The 17020-nt window shown below is 70.0% G+C and carries 18 protein-coding genes; 8 read left to right on the forward strand and 10 right to left on the reverse strand.

From position 1 onward, the window contains the following. Nucleotides 1-61 precede the first annotated feature (61 nt). On the reverse strand, nt 62-949 hold the full coding sequence (locus BMY97_RS42040) for a phosphotransferase family protein (RefSeq protein ID WP_091628757.1): 888 nt from the start codon (nt 947-949) through the stop codon (nt 62-64). Between the two features lie 26 nt (nt 950-975). Further along, on the reverse strand, nt 976-2358 hold the full coding sequence (locus tag BMY97_RS42045) for a helix-turn-helix transcriptional regulator (protein ID WP_091628758.1): 1383 nt from the start codon (nt 2356-2358) through the stop codon (nt 976-978). A 316-nt stretch (nt 2359-2674) separates the two neighbouring features. On the opposite strand from BMY97_RS42045, the gene BMY97_RS42050 reads away from it, so the two are divergent. Together BMY97_RS42050 and BMY97_RS42055 are read left to right on the forward strand one after the other, a co-directional pair. After that, nucleotides 2675-3022 carry a hypothetical protein gene (locus BMY97_RS42050; RefSeq protein WP_091628760.1) on the forward strand — a complete coding sequence of 116 codons (348 nt, stop codon included), beginning with the start codon at nt 2675-2677 and terminating at the stop codon, nt 3020-3022. Between the two features lie 13 nt (nt 3023-3035). Further along, nucleotides 3036-3461 (forward strand): hypothetical protein, encoded by a 426-nt coding sequence (locus BMY97_RS42055; RefSeq protein ID WP_091628761.1) that lies wholly within the window; start codon nt 3036-3038, stop codon nt 3459-3461. Nucleotides 3462-3786: 325 nt separating this feature from the next. On the opposite strand, the gene BMY97_RS42060 is transcribed toward BMY97_RS42055, so the two are convergent. Both BMY97_RS42060 and BMY97_RS42065 read right to left on the reverse strand, forming a co-directional pair. Beyond that, a complete protein-coding gene (locus BMY97_RS42060; protein WP_091628763.1) occupies nt 3787-5052 on the reverse strand; it encodes an MFS transporter in 1266 nt (421 codons plus the stop codon). Further along, a complete protein-coding gene (locus BMY97_RS42065; protein WP_091628825.1) occupies nt 5045-6376 on the reverse strand; it encodes a GH1 family beta-glucosidase in 1332 nt (443 codons plus the stop codon). Before BMY97_RS42065 ends, BMY97_RS42060 begins: the two co-directional genes overlap by 8 nt. A gap of 182 nt (nt 6377-6558) precedes the next feature. Here BMY97_RS42065 and BMY97_RS42070 point away from each other — a divergent pair, with 182 nt between their 5' ends. Then, nucleotides 6559-7185 carry a TetR/AcrR family transcriptional regulator gene (locus tag BMY97_RS42070; protein ID WP_091628765.1) on the forward strand — a complete coding sequence of 209 codons (627 nt, stop codon included), beginning with the start codon at nt 6559-6561 and terminating at the stop codon, nt 7183-7185. Between the two features lie 49 nt (nt 7186-7234). Here the strand turns inward: BMY97_RS42070 and BMY97_RS42075 are convergent, their stop codons facing one another. Both BMY97_RS42075 and BMY97_RS42080 read right to left on the reverse strand, forming a co-directional pair. Then, complete coding sequence (locus tag BMY97_RS42075; RefSeq protein ID WP_143086469.1) at nt 7235-7573, reverse strand: hypothetical protein; 339 nt, start codon at nt 7571-7573, stop codon at nt 7235-7237. A 114-nt stretch (nt 7574-7687) separates the two neighbouring features. Beyond that, nucleotides 7688-8875 carry an amino acid deaminase/aldolase gene (locus BMY97_RS42080; RefSeq protein ID WP_245787783.1) on the reverse strand — a complete coding sequence of 396 codons (1188 nt, stop codon included), beginning with the start codon at nt 8873-8875 and terminating at the stop codon, nt 7688-7690. Nucleotides 8876-8978: 103 nt separating this feature from the next. Between BMY97_RS42080 and BMY97_RS42085 the strand changes: the two genes are divergently transcribed. Then, nucleotides 8979-10283, forward strand: a complete 1305-nt coding sequence (locus BMY97_RS42085; RefSeq protein WP_091628770.1) for a D-arabinono-1,4-lactone oxidase — start codon at nt 8979-8981, stop codon at nt 10281-10283. Here the strand turns inward: BMY97_RS42085 and BMY97_RS42090 are convergent, their stop codons facing one another. Genes BMY97_RS42090 through BMY97_RS42100 form a run of 3 tightly spaced genes read right to left on the reverse strand, consistent with a single transcriptional unit; the run spans nt 10284 to nt 12618 of the window. Beyond that, nucleotides 10284-11228, reverse strand: a complete 945-nt coding sequence (locus tag BMY97_RS42090; protein ID WP_091628771.1) for a ribose-phosphate diphosphokinase — start codon at nt 11226-11228, stop codon at nt 10284-10286. Nucleotides 11229-11279: 51 nt separating this feature from the next. After that, entirely contained in the window at nt 11280-11930 is a 651-nt protein-coding gene (locus BMY97_RS42095; RefSeq protein ID WP_091628773.1) for an NAD(P)H-binding protein, read from the reverse strand. A 34-nt stretch (nt 11931-11964) separates the two neighbouring features. Further along, nucleotides 11965-12618, reverse strand: a complete 654-nt coding sequence (locus tag BMY97_RS42100) for a hypothetical protein (protein WP_091628774.1) — start codon at nt 12616-12618, stop codon at nt 11965-11967. Between the two features lie 424 nt (nt 12619-13042). Here BMY97_RS42100 and BMY97_RS42105 point away from each other — a divergent pair, with 424 nt between their 5' ends. The 4 genes from BMY97_RS42105 to BMY97_RS46605 all read left to right on the forward strand — a co-directional run bounded on the left by BMY97_RS42105 (nt 13043) and on the right by BMY97_RS46605 (nt 15620). Beyond that, nucleotides 13043-14113, forward strand: a complete 1071-nt coding sequence (locus BMY97_RS42105) for an HpcH/HpaI aldolase/citrate lyase family protein (RefSeq protein WP_091628776.1) — start codon at nt 13043-13045, stop codon at nt 14111-14113. Continuing rightward, the gene (locus BMY97_RS42110; RefSeq protein ID WP_091628778.1) at nt 14110-14973 is read left to right on the forward strand and encodes an HpcH/HpaI aldolase/citrate lyase family protein; all 864 of its coding nucleotides are present in this window, start codon (nt 14110-14112) and stop codon (nt 14971-14973) included. The genes BMY97_RS42105 and BMY97_RS42110 overlap by 4 nt, the downstream gene beginning before the upstream one ends. A gap of 97 nt (nt 14974-15070) precedes the next feature. Continuing rightward, nucleotides 15071-15322, forward strand: a complete 252-nt coding sequence (locus tag BMY97_RS46600) for a hypothetical protein (RefSeq protein ID WP_143086470.1) — start codon at nt 15071-15073, stop codon at nt 15320-15322. Further along, nucleotides 15312-15620, forward strand: a complete 309-nt coding sequence (locus BMY97_RS46605; protein WP_143086471.1) for a hypothetical protein — start codon at nt 15312-15314, stop codon at nt 15618-15620. The genes BMY97_RS46600 and BMY97_RS46605 overlap by 11 nt, the downstream gene beginning before the upstream one ends. Nucleotides 15621-15631: 11 nt before the next feature. Here BMY97_RS46605 and BMY97_RS42115 read toward each other — a convergent pair whose 3' ends face one another. Further along, nucleotides 15632-17014, reverse strand: a complete 1383-nt coding sequence (locus BMY97_RS42115) for an amidase (RefSeq protein WP_091628779.1) — start codon at nt 17012-17014, stop codon at nt 15632-15634. Nucleotides 17015-17020 lie beyond the last annotated feature (6 nt).

Below are 17020 nucleotides of genomic sequence, written 5' to 3' on the forward strand. Positions count from 1 at the left end.
AGGTCACTCGATCCCGATCATCGGAACAGGCGCCGGCGCCCTGGTCGAGAACGGGTAACGCTCAACGGTAGCGAGACCACCGGACGTCGGTGCGGCCATGCCTGAGGTCGTACAGCCGCCGGTGCAGCTCCGCGGCAACCTGCGGGTGACTGCGCAGGATCGGCAGCACGCTGGTGGTCAGTTTCAGCTCCCGCACGGCACGCAGCACGGAGAACCCCGGCCAGGCCGTCACGTCGAAGCCGTACGCCCGGGAAAACTCCTGGTAACCGCTCGGCGGGTCCCCGAACCGCTCGCGGCCGACGGCCAGCGGCGTCAGGTCCCACTCCGGCGGGCCGACGCAGGAGGAGTCGAAGTCACACAGCACCGGGCCGTCGGGGCCGGGGATGACGTTGCCGGGATACGCGTCGCCGTGGACAAAACCCCTGGCCAGCGGGAAATCCAGGTCGTCGAGGGCCGCCTCGACCTCGGCGCAGCGCTCCAGCAGGAACCGCCGGTCGCCGCCGGACAGCTCCTCCGCGTCCGACACCCGCGCCCGCACCGCGTCGAACGGCGCCCACTCGGCGAGGCCCTCGGGCGGCGGCAGCGCGTGGACCTGGCGAAGCAGGCCGGCGAGGTCCGCGGGCGAGGGCGGCCGGCCCACCGACGGCACCTCTCGCCACACCGTGACCAGGTGCTCGCCGACGTGCATCGGCTGCTCGACGCCGTCCAGCAGCCGGATCGCGGGAATGCCGTGGCGGGCGAAGTGCTCGGCGACGCGGACCACTGTGTGCACCCGGTGCCGCAGCCGCGTCGAGCCGACGATCCGGACCACCACCGGGGCCGTGACCAGCGCGTACACCGCGTTGTTGGTGAACCGCAGCAGCCGGGCGCCGACCGGGTCGAGCCCGAGCTGGGCACACGTCTCGGCCAGCGCCTCGCGCAGCTTGACGGAGGTGAACCGGCCGTCCACAAAGGCCTCAGCGGGGCTCGGCGACCTCAGGCGGCGTAGAAGATCTTGAGCCGGTCGGCCAGGTCACGGGCGTCGACGTTGTTGCGCCGCCGCTCGGCCTCGGCCTGCAGCGGGCGCATCCGGTCCTTGACCCGCTCCGACTTGATGCTCTCCGCGCAGTCGATGGCCTTGCCGCCGACCTTGACGCCGTGGTCGATGTCGCCCTCCAGCAGGTGGTTCGTGGCCAGCGCGCTCAGCATGAACGCCTTGCTGCGGGCCATGTCGTCGGTGTAGGACTCGACCGCCCTGGTCAGCGCCGGGATCGCGTACTTCGTGTGCTCGACGTTCTTCTGCGCGAGCACCGTGTGCACGGTGCCGGTCATCGCGTAGACGTCGGTCTCGTTGAAGAACTTGACCCAGGACTCGGCGTTCGCGAGGTCGGCGCGGGCGAACTCGTCCTTGCTCCGGCCGAGCAGCTTCATCGCCCGGTCCTCGTTGCCCATCAGCGCATACGCCCAGGCCTCGTTGGCGCAGAGCACGGCGACGGCCAGCTCGGAACCCGATTCCTGCGCGGCGATCTGCCCCAGCTGGAACAGCTTCAGCGCGTCGTTCGCCGCGTCCTGGTGCAGGTAGACGCGGCCCATCCGGTACAGCACGTTGGCCACCAGCGGGTGGCTGTCGCCCTGCTTGGCCAGGTCGAGCGCGTTGGCGAAGTGCCCGCGGGCGGAGTCCATCAGGCCGGTGTCGAACGAGGTCCAGCCGGCCAGGCTGTGCAGGTCGGCGAGCGCGACGAACAGGCGGGACTTCACCAGCTCGGTCGAATTCGACTCCAGCATCTGCTGTCCCCAGGACAGCTGCGCCACCACGGCGTCGCGGCAGAAACCGCCGCCGTACTGGTAGTCGAGGGAGCGCAACGCTCTGGTCGCCGCTTCCACCTGGCGCACGTCGGTCATCCCGATGCGCCCCGGGGCCGGCGTCCGCGCCGGGCCCGACGACCACGTCCCTGATTCCGGACCGAACACCGCCGCACCCATCGTGACCTGGGCGGCGTGCGCGAGGAACCTCCGTCGCTTCACGGACTCGTCCTCCTCAGCCTGCTGGCCGCCGGACGAACCGACGACCCGTATCGCCGTGGTCTCGTCGTACGCGAGACCCATGTATCCACGGGGGACACCCAGGCCGTCGGCGATTCTCGTGAGCACGTCGTAGGCCATGACCTGCCGACCCTTGAGGATCTCCGACACCTCGGACTGCGATTGGCCGGTCATCGCGGCGATCTGCCGCTGCGAAACACCGTGCTTGCGCAACAGGCGGTAAACCGAGCTGACCTCGCGGGCGGCCAGCGCCGCACGCATGTCAGCCTGCTCCCAGGCGTCCTGGGGCACCGGGTTGCCGGCACCGGATCCGTTGCCGCCAGTACTGGCGTCCATTGCGACCCCTCACCATCCGTCGGGCGTCGAAAACAGCCTAAGCACACCGTGAGAACCATGGGAAACGAGCGGTCAGAGGGTCTGATCGGCCCGGCCGAAGTCCACTGACCGCTTACCGTGGAACCCTGCCCGGTCACCGCTATGACGCGGTTTCGACCTTCTATCGCACTCGCTTTCACCTCACTGTAGTTGTCAGATCTCCGTCACCGACCGGACACCGGCCGCGATCACGGAGAGCTACGGAAACCGAGCTACAGGCACGACGTGGATGTGCATCCCGCAAGGTGCACGCGGACGAGAGAGCGGTGGAGGGCCAGTGGAGTTCGTGGACTCGCTCGCAGGAGGACATGCCGGGACCGCGATGCGCCCCGTGCGGCCCGGTCCCGCGGGAGGCCAGGGAGTCGCCACGGTGACCCGTCCGGTCACCCCGTCCGCCGCGGCCGACCCCCGCACCGTGGGCGTCCGTCACTACGAAGGCGGACAGCTGGTGTGGCGCGTGCAGTGCGGCGACCTGATCAGCCGCGAGCGCGCGGTGACGGTGTTCGTCGAAGACAACCAGGTTGTGGTCGTTTCGCCCCCCGGCGAGACGGCGCGGCTCACGTCCGGTCAGCTCGGCCAGCTCAGGGCCGCACTCAATGAAGCCGCCAAAATGGCGGAAAGGTAACGGTGAGCTCTCCATGGATCAGGTACTCGGGCAGGTCCTCCGCAATGCGGTCTGGGAACGCCTCGACATGCTGTCCGACCTGGCCACCCGCGCCGACGCCCAGTCGCTCGTCTCGGTGGCCCGCTCCGAACTCCCCCGCTTGACCGAAGCCTGGCGCTCGATGCTGCAGGCGCACGACCCGGACGAGCGCGGCGACTGCCCGACCTGCTCCACCCGCTGGCACCGCTGCAAGGCGCCGTGCTCGGTCTGGCAGGTCGCGCACGAGCACCTGGTGGCCGGCGGCCTCGCGCCGCAGCAGGCCGCGATGTCGGCGGACGAGCGACGGGCCGCCCGGCGCAGGAGCCCCGTGCCCGGCCAGACGCGCCGCGCCACGCCGCCGAGCCCCGCCGAGACCACCGGCCGGCACGCGCTGGTCACCCCCCGGGCCGTCACGGCCTGACCCGCAGACCGGCGAGCGCGCGGCCCGGGCCGATTGCCCCTTCGGGCCGGCCGCCGCGGCACCCTCGCCTGAGACGAGGGCTGGTTCGTCCGTCCCCCCGAACGCGACGAACCAGTCCTCGTTACCCGAATCTCTGCGCGATTAATCGAAAATTATCATCGGAAGGCCTAGCGGACCACGAAATCCGCCGCTAGGTTGAAGATCATCGAAGCCTGGCGAAGCTGCTGGCTGCGACCCATGACTCCGCGGACCGGTGCCGTTGCACTCCCCTCCCCCGACCGGCACCGGTCCGCGGTTCCACTTCCGTCATTTCCCCAGTCGGTGATTACTGAACCGCACGGACCCGGGTGACGAGCGCTCCCGCCAGCAGGGTCGCGATCGCCGCGGCCGCGAACAGGGCCGGATAGCCGCCGAGCCACTCGAGGATCAGCGTGGTCAGCAGCGGGGCCACCACCTGCGGCAGCGCGTTCGCGATGTTCACCACGCCCAGGTCCTTCGCCCGGTCCTGCGCGGTCGGCAGCACCTGCGTCAGCATGGCCAGCGCCACCGCCATGTAGATGCCGAACCCGACGCCGAGCAGCGGCGACGCGATGAGCGCCACCGGCCACGTCTGCCAGACCACCAGCAGCAGCGCGGCGAGCGCCATCACCCCCGAGGACACCAGCACGTACGGCTTGCGGCGCCCGGACTTGTCGGAAAAATGCCCGGCCAGCACCGCGCCGACCACCAGCGCGGCGCCGTAGAGGCCCATCATGATCAGCAGCCCGCTGTCCGGGTTCGGGTAGTGCACCGCGTCCTTGAGGAAGAACAGCAGGTAGAGCGTCCCGAACGCGTTGCCGAGGTTGATCATGAAGTGACAGGCCCAGGCCCACGCGAAGTCCGGGTGCCGGCGCGGGGAGACCCAGAGGTTCGCCAGGATCTCCTTGACGTCGCCGCTGGGCCGGTACGCGACGGGCAGGCGCGCGTCCGGCGTCCGCAGCACAAAGGCCGCGGCGCCGGCGAGCACGATCACGGCGCAGGCCGAGTACCCGAGCGGCAGCCCGGCGAGGTCCAGCATCACGACGACGACCACCGCGCCCAGCACCGTGCCGAGCATCTGCGCGATGCCGACCAGCCCGCCCACCTGCGCGCGCTGGCTCACCGGCACGCGGTCGGCGATGCCGGACATGAGCGTCGCGAGCATGCCGTTGAGCCCCGCCTGCACCAGGCACCAGCCGACGGTCATCAGCACGATGTTCGGCGCCACCGCGAGCACGAGCAGCCCGGCCGCGCCGATCACCGCGCCGGCCACGGTCCACGGGTGACGGCGGCCGAACCGTGAGCAGGTCCGGTCGGACAGCAGCCCGATGGCCGGGTTCGCGATCAGCGCCATCAGCGCGCCGATACCGGTGACGATGCCGAACACGGTCTCCTTGTTCGCCGCGTCGAGCATCTCGGCCTGCTGCGGCAGCAACACCTGGATCGGCGCGTAAACGCCGAGCCACAGCGCGATGTTCGCGAAGAACAGCAGACTCATCCACCCGGGCCGGACGCGGGTGACCGGTTCGGCGAGCGCCTCGGGGACCCCGGTGGCGGCAGTCGTGTCACTCATGTCGGACCAGCTTTCGGTACCAGGTGAAGGAATCCTTCGGCGTGCGGCGCTGAGTCTCGTAGTCCACGTGCACCAGGCCGAAGCGGGGCGCGTAACCCTTGGACCACTCGAAGTTGTCGAGCAGGGACCAGACGAAGTAGCCGCGGACGTCGACGCCGGCGTCCATCGCCTCGCGGACCGCGCGCAGGTGGCCGTCCAGGAAGTCGATGCGCTCGGGGTCGTGGACGAGGCCGTCCGCGCCGGGCTCGTCGTCGAAGCTGCAGCCGTTCTCCGTGATGTGGATCGGGGGAAGGCGCTGCTGGTACCGGTCCTGGAAGGACACCAGCAGCTCGCGCAGTCCCCGCGGGACGATCGGCGAGTCGTTGGTGGTCATCGGGTAACCCTCGACCGCGCGGAGTTCGAAGGGAAGGGGATTCCCCTCGCCGGGTGCCGCGACGCCCTGGGGCTCATAATAGTTGACGCCGTAGAAGTCGAGCGGCTGGGCGATGTCGGCCAGGTCGTCGGCGAAGTTCGCGGGCAGGTGCGGGTGGACCTGCTCCGGGTAGCTGCCGAGCAGCACGGGGTCGGCGAAGGTGCGGTTCAGCAGTGCGTCGAGCCAGACGGCCGCTTCGCGGTCGGCCTCGGTCTCGGCGGTTTCGGTGACGGTCCAGATGGGCGAGTGATTGTTGGCGGTGCCGATGCCCGTGGCCCCGGCGGCCCGGAGCGCCTGCACGGCACGGCCGTGGGCGAGGTTCTGGTGGTGCGCGGTGGGCAGCGCGTCGAGCAGCAGGAACTGGCCGGGCGCGTACTCGCCGATGCCGTAACCGTAAATCGACATGACCATCGGCTCGTTGAGCGGGATCCACAGCTTCACGCGGTCGGCGAAGCGCTCGCCCACGATGGCGGCGTACTCGCCGAAGCGCTCGGCCGTGTCGCGCGCGAGCCAGCCGCCCGCGTCCTCGATGGGCTGCGGGGTGTCCCAGTGGTACAGCGTGACGACGGGGGCGACGCCGGCCGCGCAGATCTCGTCGAGCAGCTTGTCGTAGAAGGCGAGGCCCTCCGCGTTCGGCTTTCCGGTGCCCTCGGGCTGGATCCGCGGCCACGCGACGGACAGCCGGTAGGCGCCGACACCGAGTTCGCCCAGCAACGCGATGTCCTCGGAGTAGCGGTGATAGTGGTCCGCCGCTACCTTGGCGTCCTCACCGCGCGCGATCTTGCCGTCGGTCGCGGTGAAGGTGTCCCAGATGGACGGTCCGCGGCCGCCTTCGGCCGTGGCCCCTTCGATCTGGAACGCCGAGGTCGAAACACCCCAAAGGAAGTCGGGCGGGAAGGTCGGGTAGTCCACCGGCACACGCACCTTTCTCGTCCGGCCACCTGGCCGGGTGAACATGAAAAGTTCTCATATGTTAGGTCGTCACTCGTCCGGAGGGAAGCCCACAGGGGCGCTAAAGTCCCAGATCAGACGAGTTCCGCCGCGGCAGGTGGGACGGGGAGCGTCAGCAGAGCGAGAAAGACCGAGGAACGAAAGTGTCCGAGACCCAGGCGGAGCCCACTCCCCTCCGGCGCAAGCCCGTGCAGCAGCGCAGCGCCAAGCGGGTGGAGCAGATGCTGGACGCCAGCGCCGAGCTGATCGACGAGCTCGGCTACGACGCGCTGACGACCACCCTCATCGCGAAGCGGGCCAGCGTCGCGGTCGGTTCGCTGTACCAGTTCTTCCCGGACAAACGGGCCGTCGTCCAGGCGCTCACGCAGCGGAACCTGGAGCGTTTCGTGGCCGCCGTGAACGAGCGGCTGCAGGAGCTGAGCCCGGAGCACTGGTGGAACATCGTCGACTCCGTGCTGGACATCTACCTGCGGATGCACCGGGAGATCCCGGGATTCTCGAAGGTCCACTTCGGTGACGTGATCGACCTGCAGCTGCTCGACGAGGAGCGGGACAACAACTCCGTGATCGTCGACTCGCTGGTGGAGATCCTGAGCCCCCAGGTCGACCGGCCGGCCGACGAGCTGCGGTTCGCCATCGCGATCGCCAACGAGACCGCGGACGCGTTGCTGAAACTGGCCTTCCGCCGGGACCCGCAGGGCGACGAGCGGATCGTGGCGGAGGCGAAAGACGTGGTGAAGGGCTACCTGGCGAGCAAGTTCGGGGAATGAAGCAAGGGGTACCGGAACGATTCCGGTACCCCTTGAGCCGCTGGGCTGCCTACTTCTGCTGACCGATCGTCGTGGTCGGCACACCCGGCACGCCGGGCACCGTCGGGAGGATCCAGCAGTGGATCGGCTGCGCCGGAACGCTCGGCGTGCCCGGCGGAACCGGCTTGGTCGGCGCGGTGCGGATCGGCTGGGCCGGCACGCTCGGCGTGCCCGGGGGAACCGGCAGGGTGATCGAGCAGGCCACCGGCGGATGGCCGGTGGGGTGGGCGCCGGTGGGACCACTGGCGGGCTGGCCACCGGTGGCGGCGAAGGCCGCGGAGCTGCCGAGACCGACCATCACGGCCGTGCCGGCGACGAGCAGAGCCATCCTGCGAAGAGCCGAAGACATGGGAAGTTCCTTTCCGTCTGACTGAGTGCGCTGACCGCCGTCCGCGGTCATGATCAGTAAGCCGGATCGGTCTTTCCGTCTGGATAAACAGATCTCCTTATCCAGACGATATGTTCAGCCGAAGTTCTGGCGCTCGCCCCGGTAGGTCGGCACGGTCTGGTCGACCTGGTTGCCCCGCACCAGGTGGTAGTCCGTGAAGCGCTCGGCCAGCTCTCCCGCCTTCGCGTGGCGGAGCCACACCCGGTCGCCCAGGCGCAGAGTGCGCGCGGCCGCTCCCGAGACCGGTGTCTGGACCTCGCCGGCGCCTTCGAAGCCCAGCAGCTTCAGCCCGGCCGGCAGGTACGGCGACGGCACACGCGAAGGGCCCGTCGGACCGGAAGCTATGTAGCCGCCCGAAAACAGCGTGGCGACGTCGCGCGCGGGGCGGCGGACCACCGGCAGCGCGAACAGTGCCGCAGGCCGCGGATGGAAGCCGGAGTACCCGTCGAACAGCGTGGGGGCGACCAGGCCCGAGCCCGCGGCGATCTCCGTGACGACATCCTCCGCACCCGTCGTCTCGATGCTGCCGGTGCCGCCGCCGTTGACGAATTCGAGGTCCGCGACCTCACGCACCGCGCGCACCACAGCGCCGCGTCGACGCGCCAGCTCGGCCGCCGAGCGGCGGTGCATCCACGCGATCACCGCGTTGTTCAGACTGCTGCCCGCGTTGTCGCCGAGGCCCGCGATCTGACCCTCGTACGCCATCAGACCGGCGAGCACGAAACCCGGCCGCTTCACCACTTCACGCGCGAACGCGACCGCCTGTTTCACGGTGAACAACGGCGAGCGCCGGGTCCCGACGTGCACGCCGGGCAGGGGCCGCCACGACGCGTCCAGTTCCAGGCACACACGGATGTCCGGGTGCCCGTGGCCGAGCGCCGCGTCGACGAGGTCCAGGTGCGCGGCCGAGTCGACCATGATCGTGATGGCCGCGCGGGCCGCGTCGTTCGCGGCGAGGCGACGCAGCGCACCGTGGTCCGCCGTCGGGTACGCGACCACGATGTCGTCCGTCGTGCCCTGCTCCACGTGCCACACGGCCTCGGCGAGCGAGTAGCACATCAGGCCTTCGAAGCCATCGCGCGCGAGCACCCGGTCGAGCAGGGCCCGGCAGCGCACGGACTTGCTGACCACCCGGATCGGCTTGCCCGCCGCGCGGCGCAGCAGGTCATCGGCGTTCGCGTCGAACGCGTCCAGGTCGACGATGGCGAACGGCGGATCGAGGTCCTTCGTCGCGAGGTCGTACCCGTTCGGAGAGGTGGTCACCATGCTTACGGTACGACAATAATGCTTGAAACGCGAATCCTATTCACTTACTGTTCCGACAACTACCGTATGGGCACACTCCTGAAGGACGACAGGTGCGCGCATGACTCCGTGGAGCAACTGGGCCGGCACGGCGAAGGCCTCTCCGCAGCGGGTGCATCAGCCCCGCAGCACAACCGAGGTCGCCGACGTCGTCCGCGGCGTCACCGAGGCGGGCCGCCGCGTCCGTCCCCGGGGCAGCGGCCACTCCTTCACCGCGATCGCCGCCGCCGAGTCCGACGCGCTCGACCTCCGGCACCTGACCGGCATCGAGCAGGCCGACCTGGCCACCCATCGGGTCACGGTCCGCGCCGGCACCACGCTCAAGCAGCTCAACGCCGAACTCGACGCGCTCGGCCTGGCCATGACGAACCTCGGCGACATCGACGCCCAGACGCTCGCCGGCGCGATTTCGACCGGCACCCACGGCACCGGCGCGCGCTTCGGCGGCATCTCGACGCAGATCACCGCGCTCCAGCTGGTGATCGCCGACGGCACCGTGGTCACCTGCTCCGCGGACGAGCGGCCGGACCTGTTCAACGCCGCCCGCGTCGGCCTCGGCGCCCTCGGCGTGATCATCAGCGTCACCCTGCAGTGTGAACCCTCGTTCGTGTTGTCGGCGCAGGAGCGGCCAGAGCCGCTGGAGCAGGTGCTCGAAGGCTTCGACGAGTTCGCCGCGACCAACGACCACTTCGAGTTCTACTGGTTCCCGTACGGCAAGAACGCGCTGGTCAAGCGGAACAACCGGCTGCCGCTGGACGCCGAGCGCAAGCCGTTGTCGAGGCTCAAGCAGTTCGTGGACTACGAGCTGACGGAGAACATCGCGTTCGGCGGCATCTGCCGGCTCGGCCGCACCGTGCCCAAGCTCGTGCAGACGCTCGGCGGGTTCGCGGCGCAGGTGCTTTCGGCGCGCGAGTACAGCGACCTCTCGCACCGCGTCTTCGTTACCCACCGCGGCGTCCGGTTCGTCGAATCCGAATACGCGATCCCCCGCGAGTCACTGCACCACGTGCTCGCCGAGCTGCGCGCGCTCGTGCCGCGACTGGAGAACCCGGTGATGTTCCCGGTGGAGGTGCGGGTCGCCGCCGCCGACGACATCTGGCTCTCGACCGCGAACGGCCGCGACTCCGCCTACATCGCCATCCACCAGTTCGTCGGCATGCCCTACCGCGAGTACTTCGACGGCTTCGCGGCGATCGTCGCCGAGGTCGGCGGCCGCCCGCACTGGGGCAAGATGCACGACCTCGACGCCGCCGCGCTGCGCGCGCGTTACCCGCGTTTCGACGATTTCCTGGCCGTGCGCAAGGAAAACGACCCGAGCGGGACGTTCACCAACACCTACCTGGACCGGGTGCTGGGCGGCCGCTGATCAGACCGGCTCGAACAGCGAGCTGACCGACTCGCCGTTGTGGATCCGCCGCATCGCCTCGGCCATGGCCGGTGCGATCGAGAGGATCCGCAGCTTGTCGGTGCGCTCCTCGACCGGCACCGGCACCGAGTTGGTGCAGACGATCTCGAGCACGTCCTCCTGGCTGCCGATCCGGTCCAGCGCCTTGTCGGCGAACAGCCCGTGGGTGCAGGCGACGCGGATCGAGCGCGGCTTCAGCTCCCGCAGCCGGTCGAGCAGCTCCAGCACAGTGCTGCCGCGCGCGATCTCGTCGTCGAGCACGATCACGTCCCGGCCGGCGACCTCGCCGATCACCGACGTGATCTGGACCCGGTCGTCGGCGTAACGCTGCTTCGCCCCGGCCGCGACCTGCACGCCGAGCAACCGCGCGAAGTGCGCCGCCTCCTTGGCGTTGCCCAGGTCGGGCGACACGACGGTGGTGTGGGAGAGGTCGTACTGGCGGAAGTGGCGCGCCAGCTCGTTCAGCGCGTGCAGGTGGTCGACGGGCACGCTGAAGAAGCCGTGGACCTGCGGCGAGTGCAGGGTCATCGCCAGCACGCGGTTCGCGCCCGCCGTGACCATCAGGTCGGCGACCAGCCGGCCGCCGATGGAGATCCGCGACGCGTCCTTCTTGTCGGAACGCGCGTACGCGTAATGCGGCATGACGACGGTGGTGCGCGCGGCCGAAGCGCCCCGCGCGGCGTCGAGCATCAGCAGCAGCTCGACGAGGTTCTCCTGCACCGGCTTGACCAACGGCTGGATCAGGAAGACGTCCCGCTCCCGGCAGTTGGCCTGCAGCTGGACCTGGAGGCAGTCGTTGGCGAACCGGTCGACCTGCACCGGGTACAGCGGCACGCCGAGGTGCGCGCAGATCTCCGCCGCCAGTTCGGGATGGGCACTGCCACTGAAAACCGCGATGTCCCGCAAGGACGTTCCCCGTTTCGCGTCATCCACCGAGTTCCTGCTGGAAGGACCAGGTCAGGCCCCTGAGATCGCCTCGTCGACGGGCGTCTCGCCGGAGATCAGCTCCAGCGTGCGACGCGCGGTGGCGGGTGCGTCGAGCAGGCCCACCAACGTGGCCGCGACGTCTTCTCGCGGCACGCTGCCGCGTCCGGTGTGATCGGCGATCTTGACCCGCCCGGTGCCCGATTCGTTGGTCAGCCCGCCGGGACGCAGGATCGTCCAGTCGAGGTCGCGGGCGCGCAGGTCGTCCTCGGCGGCCTTCTTGGCCCGGAGGTAGATCGCGAACGTCGGGTCGAGGCCCGGGGCGTCGGCGTTGTCCGCGCCCATGGAGCCGACCTGGATGAACCGGCGGACGCCCGCGCGCTCGGCGGCGTCCGCGAAAAGCGCCGCGGCACCACGGTCGACGGTGTCCTTGCGGGCGTTGCCGCTGCCCGGCCCGGCGCCGGCGGCGAACACCGCCGCGTCGGCTCCTTCGAGCACCGCGGCGACGGCGTCCACATCGGACTTCTCCAGGTCCAGCACCACGGTCTCGGCGCCGACCGCGGTCAGATCGGGCTCGTGCGCCGGGTTCCGGACGATCCCGGCGGCCTGATCACCCCGTTCGCTCAGCAGCTTTTCGAGGCGAAGGGCGATCTGACCGTGTCCACCGGCAATGACGACTCGCATGGCCCCGAGGCTAGTCCGATCGGGACCGGACGGCTCAGTCGACGGCGGCCGGCGTCTCGCAGGCGCGCAGCAGCTGGTCGTAGGCCATCTCGTTGACCCAGCGCGAGACCGGGTCCTCGGCGAGCAGCATGCGCTCGTTGTGGCCCTCGAGGTCGAGGTCGATCATGGCGTTCGGGTCGGCGGTGACGATCGCGAGGCCGTACGCGCGCGAACGCGGCAGGCAGTTCGCGACGTAGTCCTCCGTCAGTACGGCTGGCGATGGCAGAACCATCGCGGCCTCGCCGTAACGTGCGAACGGAACCGCTGAGGCCATCGCGGTCCGCCAGTGCCGGGCGACCGCGAGGACACCGATGATCTCGGCGGCCGGCGCGGGTGCGGTCGCGGCCAGCTCTGGCCAGGTCCAGGTGTCGACGGTGGCGCGGTCCGAGACGGGACCGACGCCCATCGCGATCCGCTCCGCGTGCACGTCGGTACGGAGCTTGGCGACGATGCTGACCTTGCGGCCGAGCAGAGTCGTCGCCGGCAGCACCACGCCGTTCCAGCCCAGCAGGGCCGCGGCCTTGTGCGCCAGCTCCTCGACGCTCGCGGGGAGCTCGATCGGCGGCACCACCCGGCTCGGCATCGACCGGCTGCGCTTCGCGCCACCGGCGACCGTCGAGCTCTCGGTGTTCTGAGGTGTAGCCGCCACGAGTCCGCCTCCTTCAACAACCTGTACCCCTGCGTGCCTGGTGAAACCGGCACATGACCTGACTACCAGTGCGGCGGCGCGGGGTCTTCGGGTAGCGGTGGTGACTGCGATCGACGGCGCTCAGCGGTCGGTGACCGGTCGGCGGGCGGTCGTCCGACTTCAGCCCGACCGTGCGGCCAACCGAGTGAGACGGAGGTGAGTGGTGTCACGGACCGGCCACGGGCGGCTACCGGTGGTGGGGTTCCCGGCGTGGCAAAGGGTCCAGCGGGTTAGACCGTTCGGCTCAACCGCAAGCGGTTCCACAGTGGACGCCGCAGGTAGCACGCCTGTCGCCGGAGCGACGGTGAGCTTCGCCGCAGCGGGCTTCACGCACCCGGGTTTAGGGTTACCCGTCAGTCAAATCACGGCCCGGGAGGACCCCACGATGCGCTCGCCGAAGGACTTCTTCGCCCCGCTCGCCCTCGGGGCGCCCGAACCGCCGCGGCAGATCCCGTTCCGCCCGTCGCGCATGATCCACTTCTTCGACCCGGGCAACGAGAAGATGGCCGCGAAGGTGCCGGACCTGGCGAAGAAGACCGACGTCCTGCTCGGCAACCTCGAGGACGCCGTGCGCGCCGACCGCAAGGAGGCCGCGCGCGCCGGGCTCGTCTCGATCGCGAAGGCCACCGACTTCGGCCGCACGCAGCTGTGGACGCGCGTGAACAGCCTCGACTCGCCGTGGGTGCTCGACGACCTGGTCACGCTGGTCACCGAGATCGGCGACAAACTCGACGTGATCATGGTGCCGAAGGTCGAGGGCGCGCAGGACATCCACTACGTCGACCGGCTGCTGGCCCAGCTGGAAGCTCGCGCGGGGCTGACGAAGCCGCTGCTGGTGCACGCGATCCTCGAGACCGCGAGCGGGGTGGCGAACGTCGAGGAGATCGCCGGCGCGTCGCCCCGCATGCAGGGCATCTCGCTGGGCCCGGCGGACCTGGCGGCGAGCCGTCGGATGAAGACCACGCGGGTCGGCGGCGGCCACCCCGGCTACCTGGTGCGCACCGACCCGGTGGGCGAGGACCTGACCGAGGGCCGCACGACCTACCAGCAGGACCTGTGGCACTACACGGTCGCGCGGATGGTCGACGCGTGCGCGATGCACGGGATCCTGCCGTACTACGGGCCGTTCGGGGACATTCGCGACGTGGTGGCCTGCGAGGACCAGTTCCGCAACGCGTTCCTGCTCGGCTGCGTCGGCGCGTGGAGCCTGCACCCGGTGCAGATCGACATCGCGAAGCGGGTTTTCTCGCCGTCTCCGTCCGATGTGGCCTGGGCCCGGCGCGTGATCGCCGAGATGGGCGACGGGACGGGCGCGGTGATGATCGACGGCAAGATGCAGGACGACGCCTCGGTGAAGCAGTGCCGCGTGGTCGCGGAGCTGGCCGACGAACTGGCCGCCGACGATCCCGAGTTGGCCGCCGCGTACGACGCCGCAACCAAGGAGTCCCAGTCATGACGTCCCTGCAACCGCGGCGCTCCGTGCTCTACATGCCGGGCGCGAACGAGCGTGCGCTGGAGAAGGCCAAGACGCTGCCCGCCGACGCGCTGATCCTCGATCTCGAGGACGCCGTCGCCCCGGACGCGAAGGAAGCGGCGCGTTCTCGCGTGTGCGCGGCCGCGGCTTCGGGCTCGTACGGCAAGCGCGAGGTGACCATTCGCGTCAACGGACTGGAGACGGAGTGGCACGACGCGGACCTGCGCGCCGCCGCGGCCGCCGGCCCGTCCGCCGTGGTGGTGCCGAAGGTGAACTCGGCGAGCGAGGTGCACAACATCGAGCGCGCCCTGGAACTCGGCGGCGCCCCGGACCAGACGAAGATCTGGGCGATGCTCGAGACCCCCGTCGCAATGCTGCACGCTGCGGAGATCGCCGCGGCCTCGGAGCGCCTGACCGTGCTGGTGATGGGCACGAACGACCTGGCGAAGGAACTGCACGCCGAATTCGTCCCCGGCCGCGGCCCGCTGCTGGGGGGACTCTCGCTGTGCCTGCTCGCCGCGCGCGCGACGGGGAAGGTGATCCTCGACGGCGTTTACAACAACGTGAAAGACCTAGAAGGTTTCGAGGCCGAATGCCGCCAGGGCCGCGAATACGGCTTCGACGGCAAGACCCTGATCCACCCGTCACAACTCGAACCGTGCAACCGCGTGTTCGCCCCTTCCCCAGAGGAGATCGACCGCTCGCGCCGCATCATCGCTGCTTTCGACGAGGCCCGGGTCGCCGGCCGGGGCGTGGTGACGGTGGATGGGCGGATGATCGAAAACCTCCACGTGGAGGAGGCACGGCGGGTGCTGGCGCTGGCAGAGGCAGTCGGGGACTGAGCCGGCTCGGCGCGTAAGGCCCCTTCAGCCCGCTCTTGCCTGCCGGGCGCTGTGGTTGCTTCACTGAGGCGTTGGGGAGGAATGGGGAGGTGCCTCGGTGAACGGCTGGACCGTTGCCCTGATCGGCTACGTCGTCATCGCTGTCGCGACATTCGCCCCGGTCGGCCACGTTCTGCTCAAGGACGTCGAGCTCTATCCAGGCGGTCCGTCGTTCGAGCAATCGCCATGGTTCACAGAGCAGGCCAAGAATCAGCTCTCACAGCACTATGAGCGTATCCGCGGAACACTGGCGTACTGGAAGACACAAACCGTCAAGTACCCTCCGACCCCCTTTCCAAGTGGATGGTGACGATCGTCGGAGCACACGCTGCGATCCTGCTGGCGTTCTCCGCGCCTTCCGGGTCGAGAACAACTACAAGGCGTTCCGGCACGGGGAGTCTGAGTTCTACGACCTATACCGGCGACTGCTCGACCGACCGATGCTGTTCGGCGGGACCGAAGCGGTGCAACTCGCTTCCTACTTCGAACAGGTCGAGGTGATCAGGCGGTCCATCCGGACCTCGGAGACGGACAATTTCCCTTCGGTCGAAGATGTCTCCCCGGTGCGGCCGGGAAGAGGCGACTCGCCCATCGGGCCGGAGGCCTGATCGCTTATGGGTCAGACCGGCCACTCACGCTGCTCCGGCCGCAGCCCCTCGTACGCCGCGGCCGCCCGTAGGACCGCGACGTCGGCGAAGCGGGGGCCCGCGATCTGGAGTCCGATGGGCTGCCCCTCCCCGGTGTAACCGCAGTTCAGGGCGACCGCCGGTTGGCCGGACATGTTGTACGGCACCGTGAATGGGATGTGCTCGAACGGCCGAGCCGGGTCGTTGGTCGGTGAGGCCCAGTCCGAGGGTGGGGCCGAGACCGCGCAGACCGGGGACAGCACCAGGTCGTACGGGGCGGTGGCGCGGAGGGTTTCGACGCTGATCGCGTCGATGCAGGCGAAGCCGCGGTAAGTGTCCACTCCGGACACCTCCGCGCCGCCGGCCGCCCACTGCGCGATGTAGGGCAAGACCTGAGCGCGTCGGGACTCCGGCAACGCCGCCAGGTCCGACCAGGCCCGCACGCGCCAAAACGTGTCCAGGCCGTCCAGCAGGTCGCGGCGCAGGAACGGCGCGACCGGCTCCACGACGGCGCCCGCGGCTTCGAACACGCGCGCGGCGGCCGTCACCGCTTCGAGGATGTCCGGCTCCACCGGCAGGCCGACACCCGCGTCCAGCTGCAGGCCGACGCGCAGGCCGTCGAGGCGTGGGTTCGAGACCGACCAGTCGAGCTGCTCGTACGGCAGGCTCAGGTGATCGCGCGGGTCCGGCGCCGACAGCACGCCCATCAGCAGCGCCGTGTCCGCGACGGTCCTGGTCAGTGGCCCGGCCACCCGGCCCAGGAACGGCGGGGCCACCGGCACCCGGCCGAAGCTCGGCTTCAGGCCGACCAGGCCGCACCAGCCGGCGGGCAGGCGGATCGAGCCGCCGATGTCGGTGCCGACGTGCAGGGGTCCGTAGCCCGCGGCGGCCGCGGCGGCGGCACCGGCGCTGGAGCCGCCCGGGGTGCGCGAGAGGTCCCATGGGTTCCGCGTCGCCGGGTGGAAGCTCGACAGGCCGGACGTCAGCATCCCGTAGTCCGGCATAGTCGTCTTGGCCAGCAGGATCCCACCGGACTCGCGCACCCGCGCCGCCGCCGGGGCGTCCGAAACTGCCGGGGTCAACGTGGTCGCGGCGGTCCCCAACGGCACCGGGATGCCGCGGGTCGCGATGTTTTCCTTCAGGGTCAACGGAACGCCGTCGATCGGCCCCAGCGGCGAGCCCGTCTGCCAGCGCGCCTCGGACGCCTTCGCGGCTTCGCGCGCCGACGAAGCGTCGTACGCGTACAACGCGCGCAGCTCCGGCTCTCGCGCCTCGACACGTGCGAGAACAGCGTCGGTCACCTCAACCGGCGACAGCGTCCCGGCGCGGTAGCCCGCCACCAGCTCAACAGCGGTCAGATCAGCAAACTCGGTCATCAGCAA

The sequence above is a fragment of the Amycolatopsis saalfeldensis genome (genome assembly GCF_900110575.1).
Lineage (GTDB): Bacteria > Actinomycetota > Actinomycetes > Mycobacteriales > Pseudonocardiaceae > Amycolatopsis > Amycolatopsis saalfeldensis.

Bases quoted from the DNA above. Each gene is read 5' to 3' on its own strand.
- BMY97_RS42045 (WP_091628758.1), bottom strand. From the start codon at position 2,358: ATGGACGCCAGTACTGGCGGCAACGGATCCGGTGCCGGCAACCCGGTG.
- BMY97_RS42055 (WP_091628761.1), top strand. From the start codon at position 3,036: ATGGATCAGGTACTCGGGCAGGTCCTCCGCAATGCGGTCTGGGAACGC.
- BMY97_RS42060 (WP_091628763.1), bottom strand. From the start codon at position 5,052: ATGAGTGACACGACTGCCGCCACCGGGGTCCCCGAGGCGCTCGCCGAA.
- BMY97_RS42075 (WP_143086469.1), bottom strand. From the start codon at position 7,573: ATGTCTTCGGCTCTTCGCAGGATGGCTCTGCTCGTCGCCGGCACGGCC.
- BMY97_RS42085 (WP_091628770.1), top strand. From the start codon at position 8,979: ATGACTCCGTGGAGCAACTGGGCCGGCACGGCGAAGGCCTCTCCGCAG.
- BMY97_RS42095 (WP_091628773.1), bottom strand. From the start codon at position 11,930: ATGCGAGTCGTCATTGCCGGTGGACACGGTCAGATCGCCCTTCGCCTC.
- BMY97_RS42105 (WP_091628776.1), top strand. From the start codon at position 13,043: ATGCGCTCGCCGAAGGACTTCTTCGCCCCGCTCGCCCTCGGGGCGCCC.
- BMY97_RS42110 (WP_091628778.1), top strand. From the start codon at position 14,110: ATGACGTCCCTGCAACCGCGGCGCTCCGTGCTCTACATGCCGGGCGCG.
- BMY97_RS42115 (WP_091628779.1), bottom strand. From the start codon at position 17,014: ATGACCGAGTTTGCTGATCTGACCGCTGTTGAGCTGGTGGCGGGCTAC.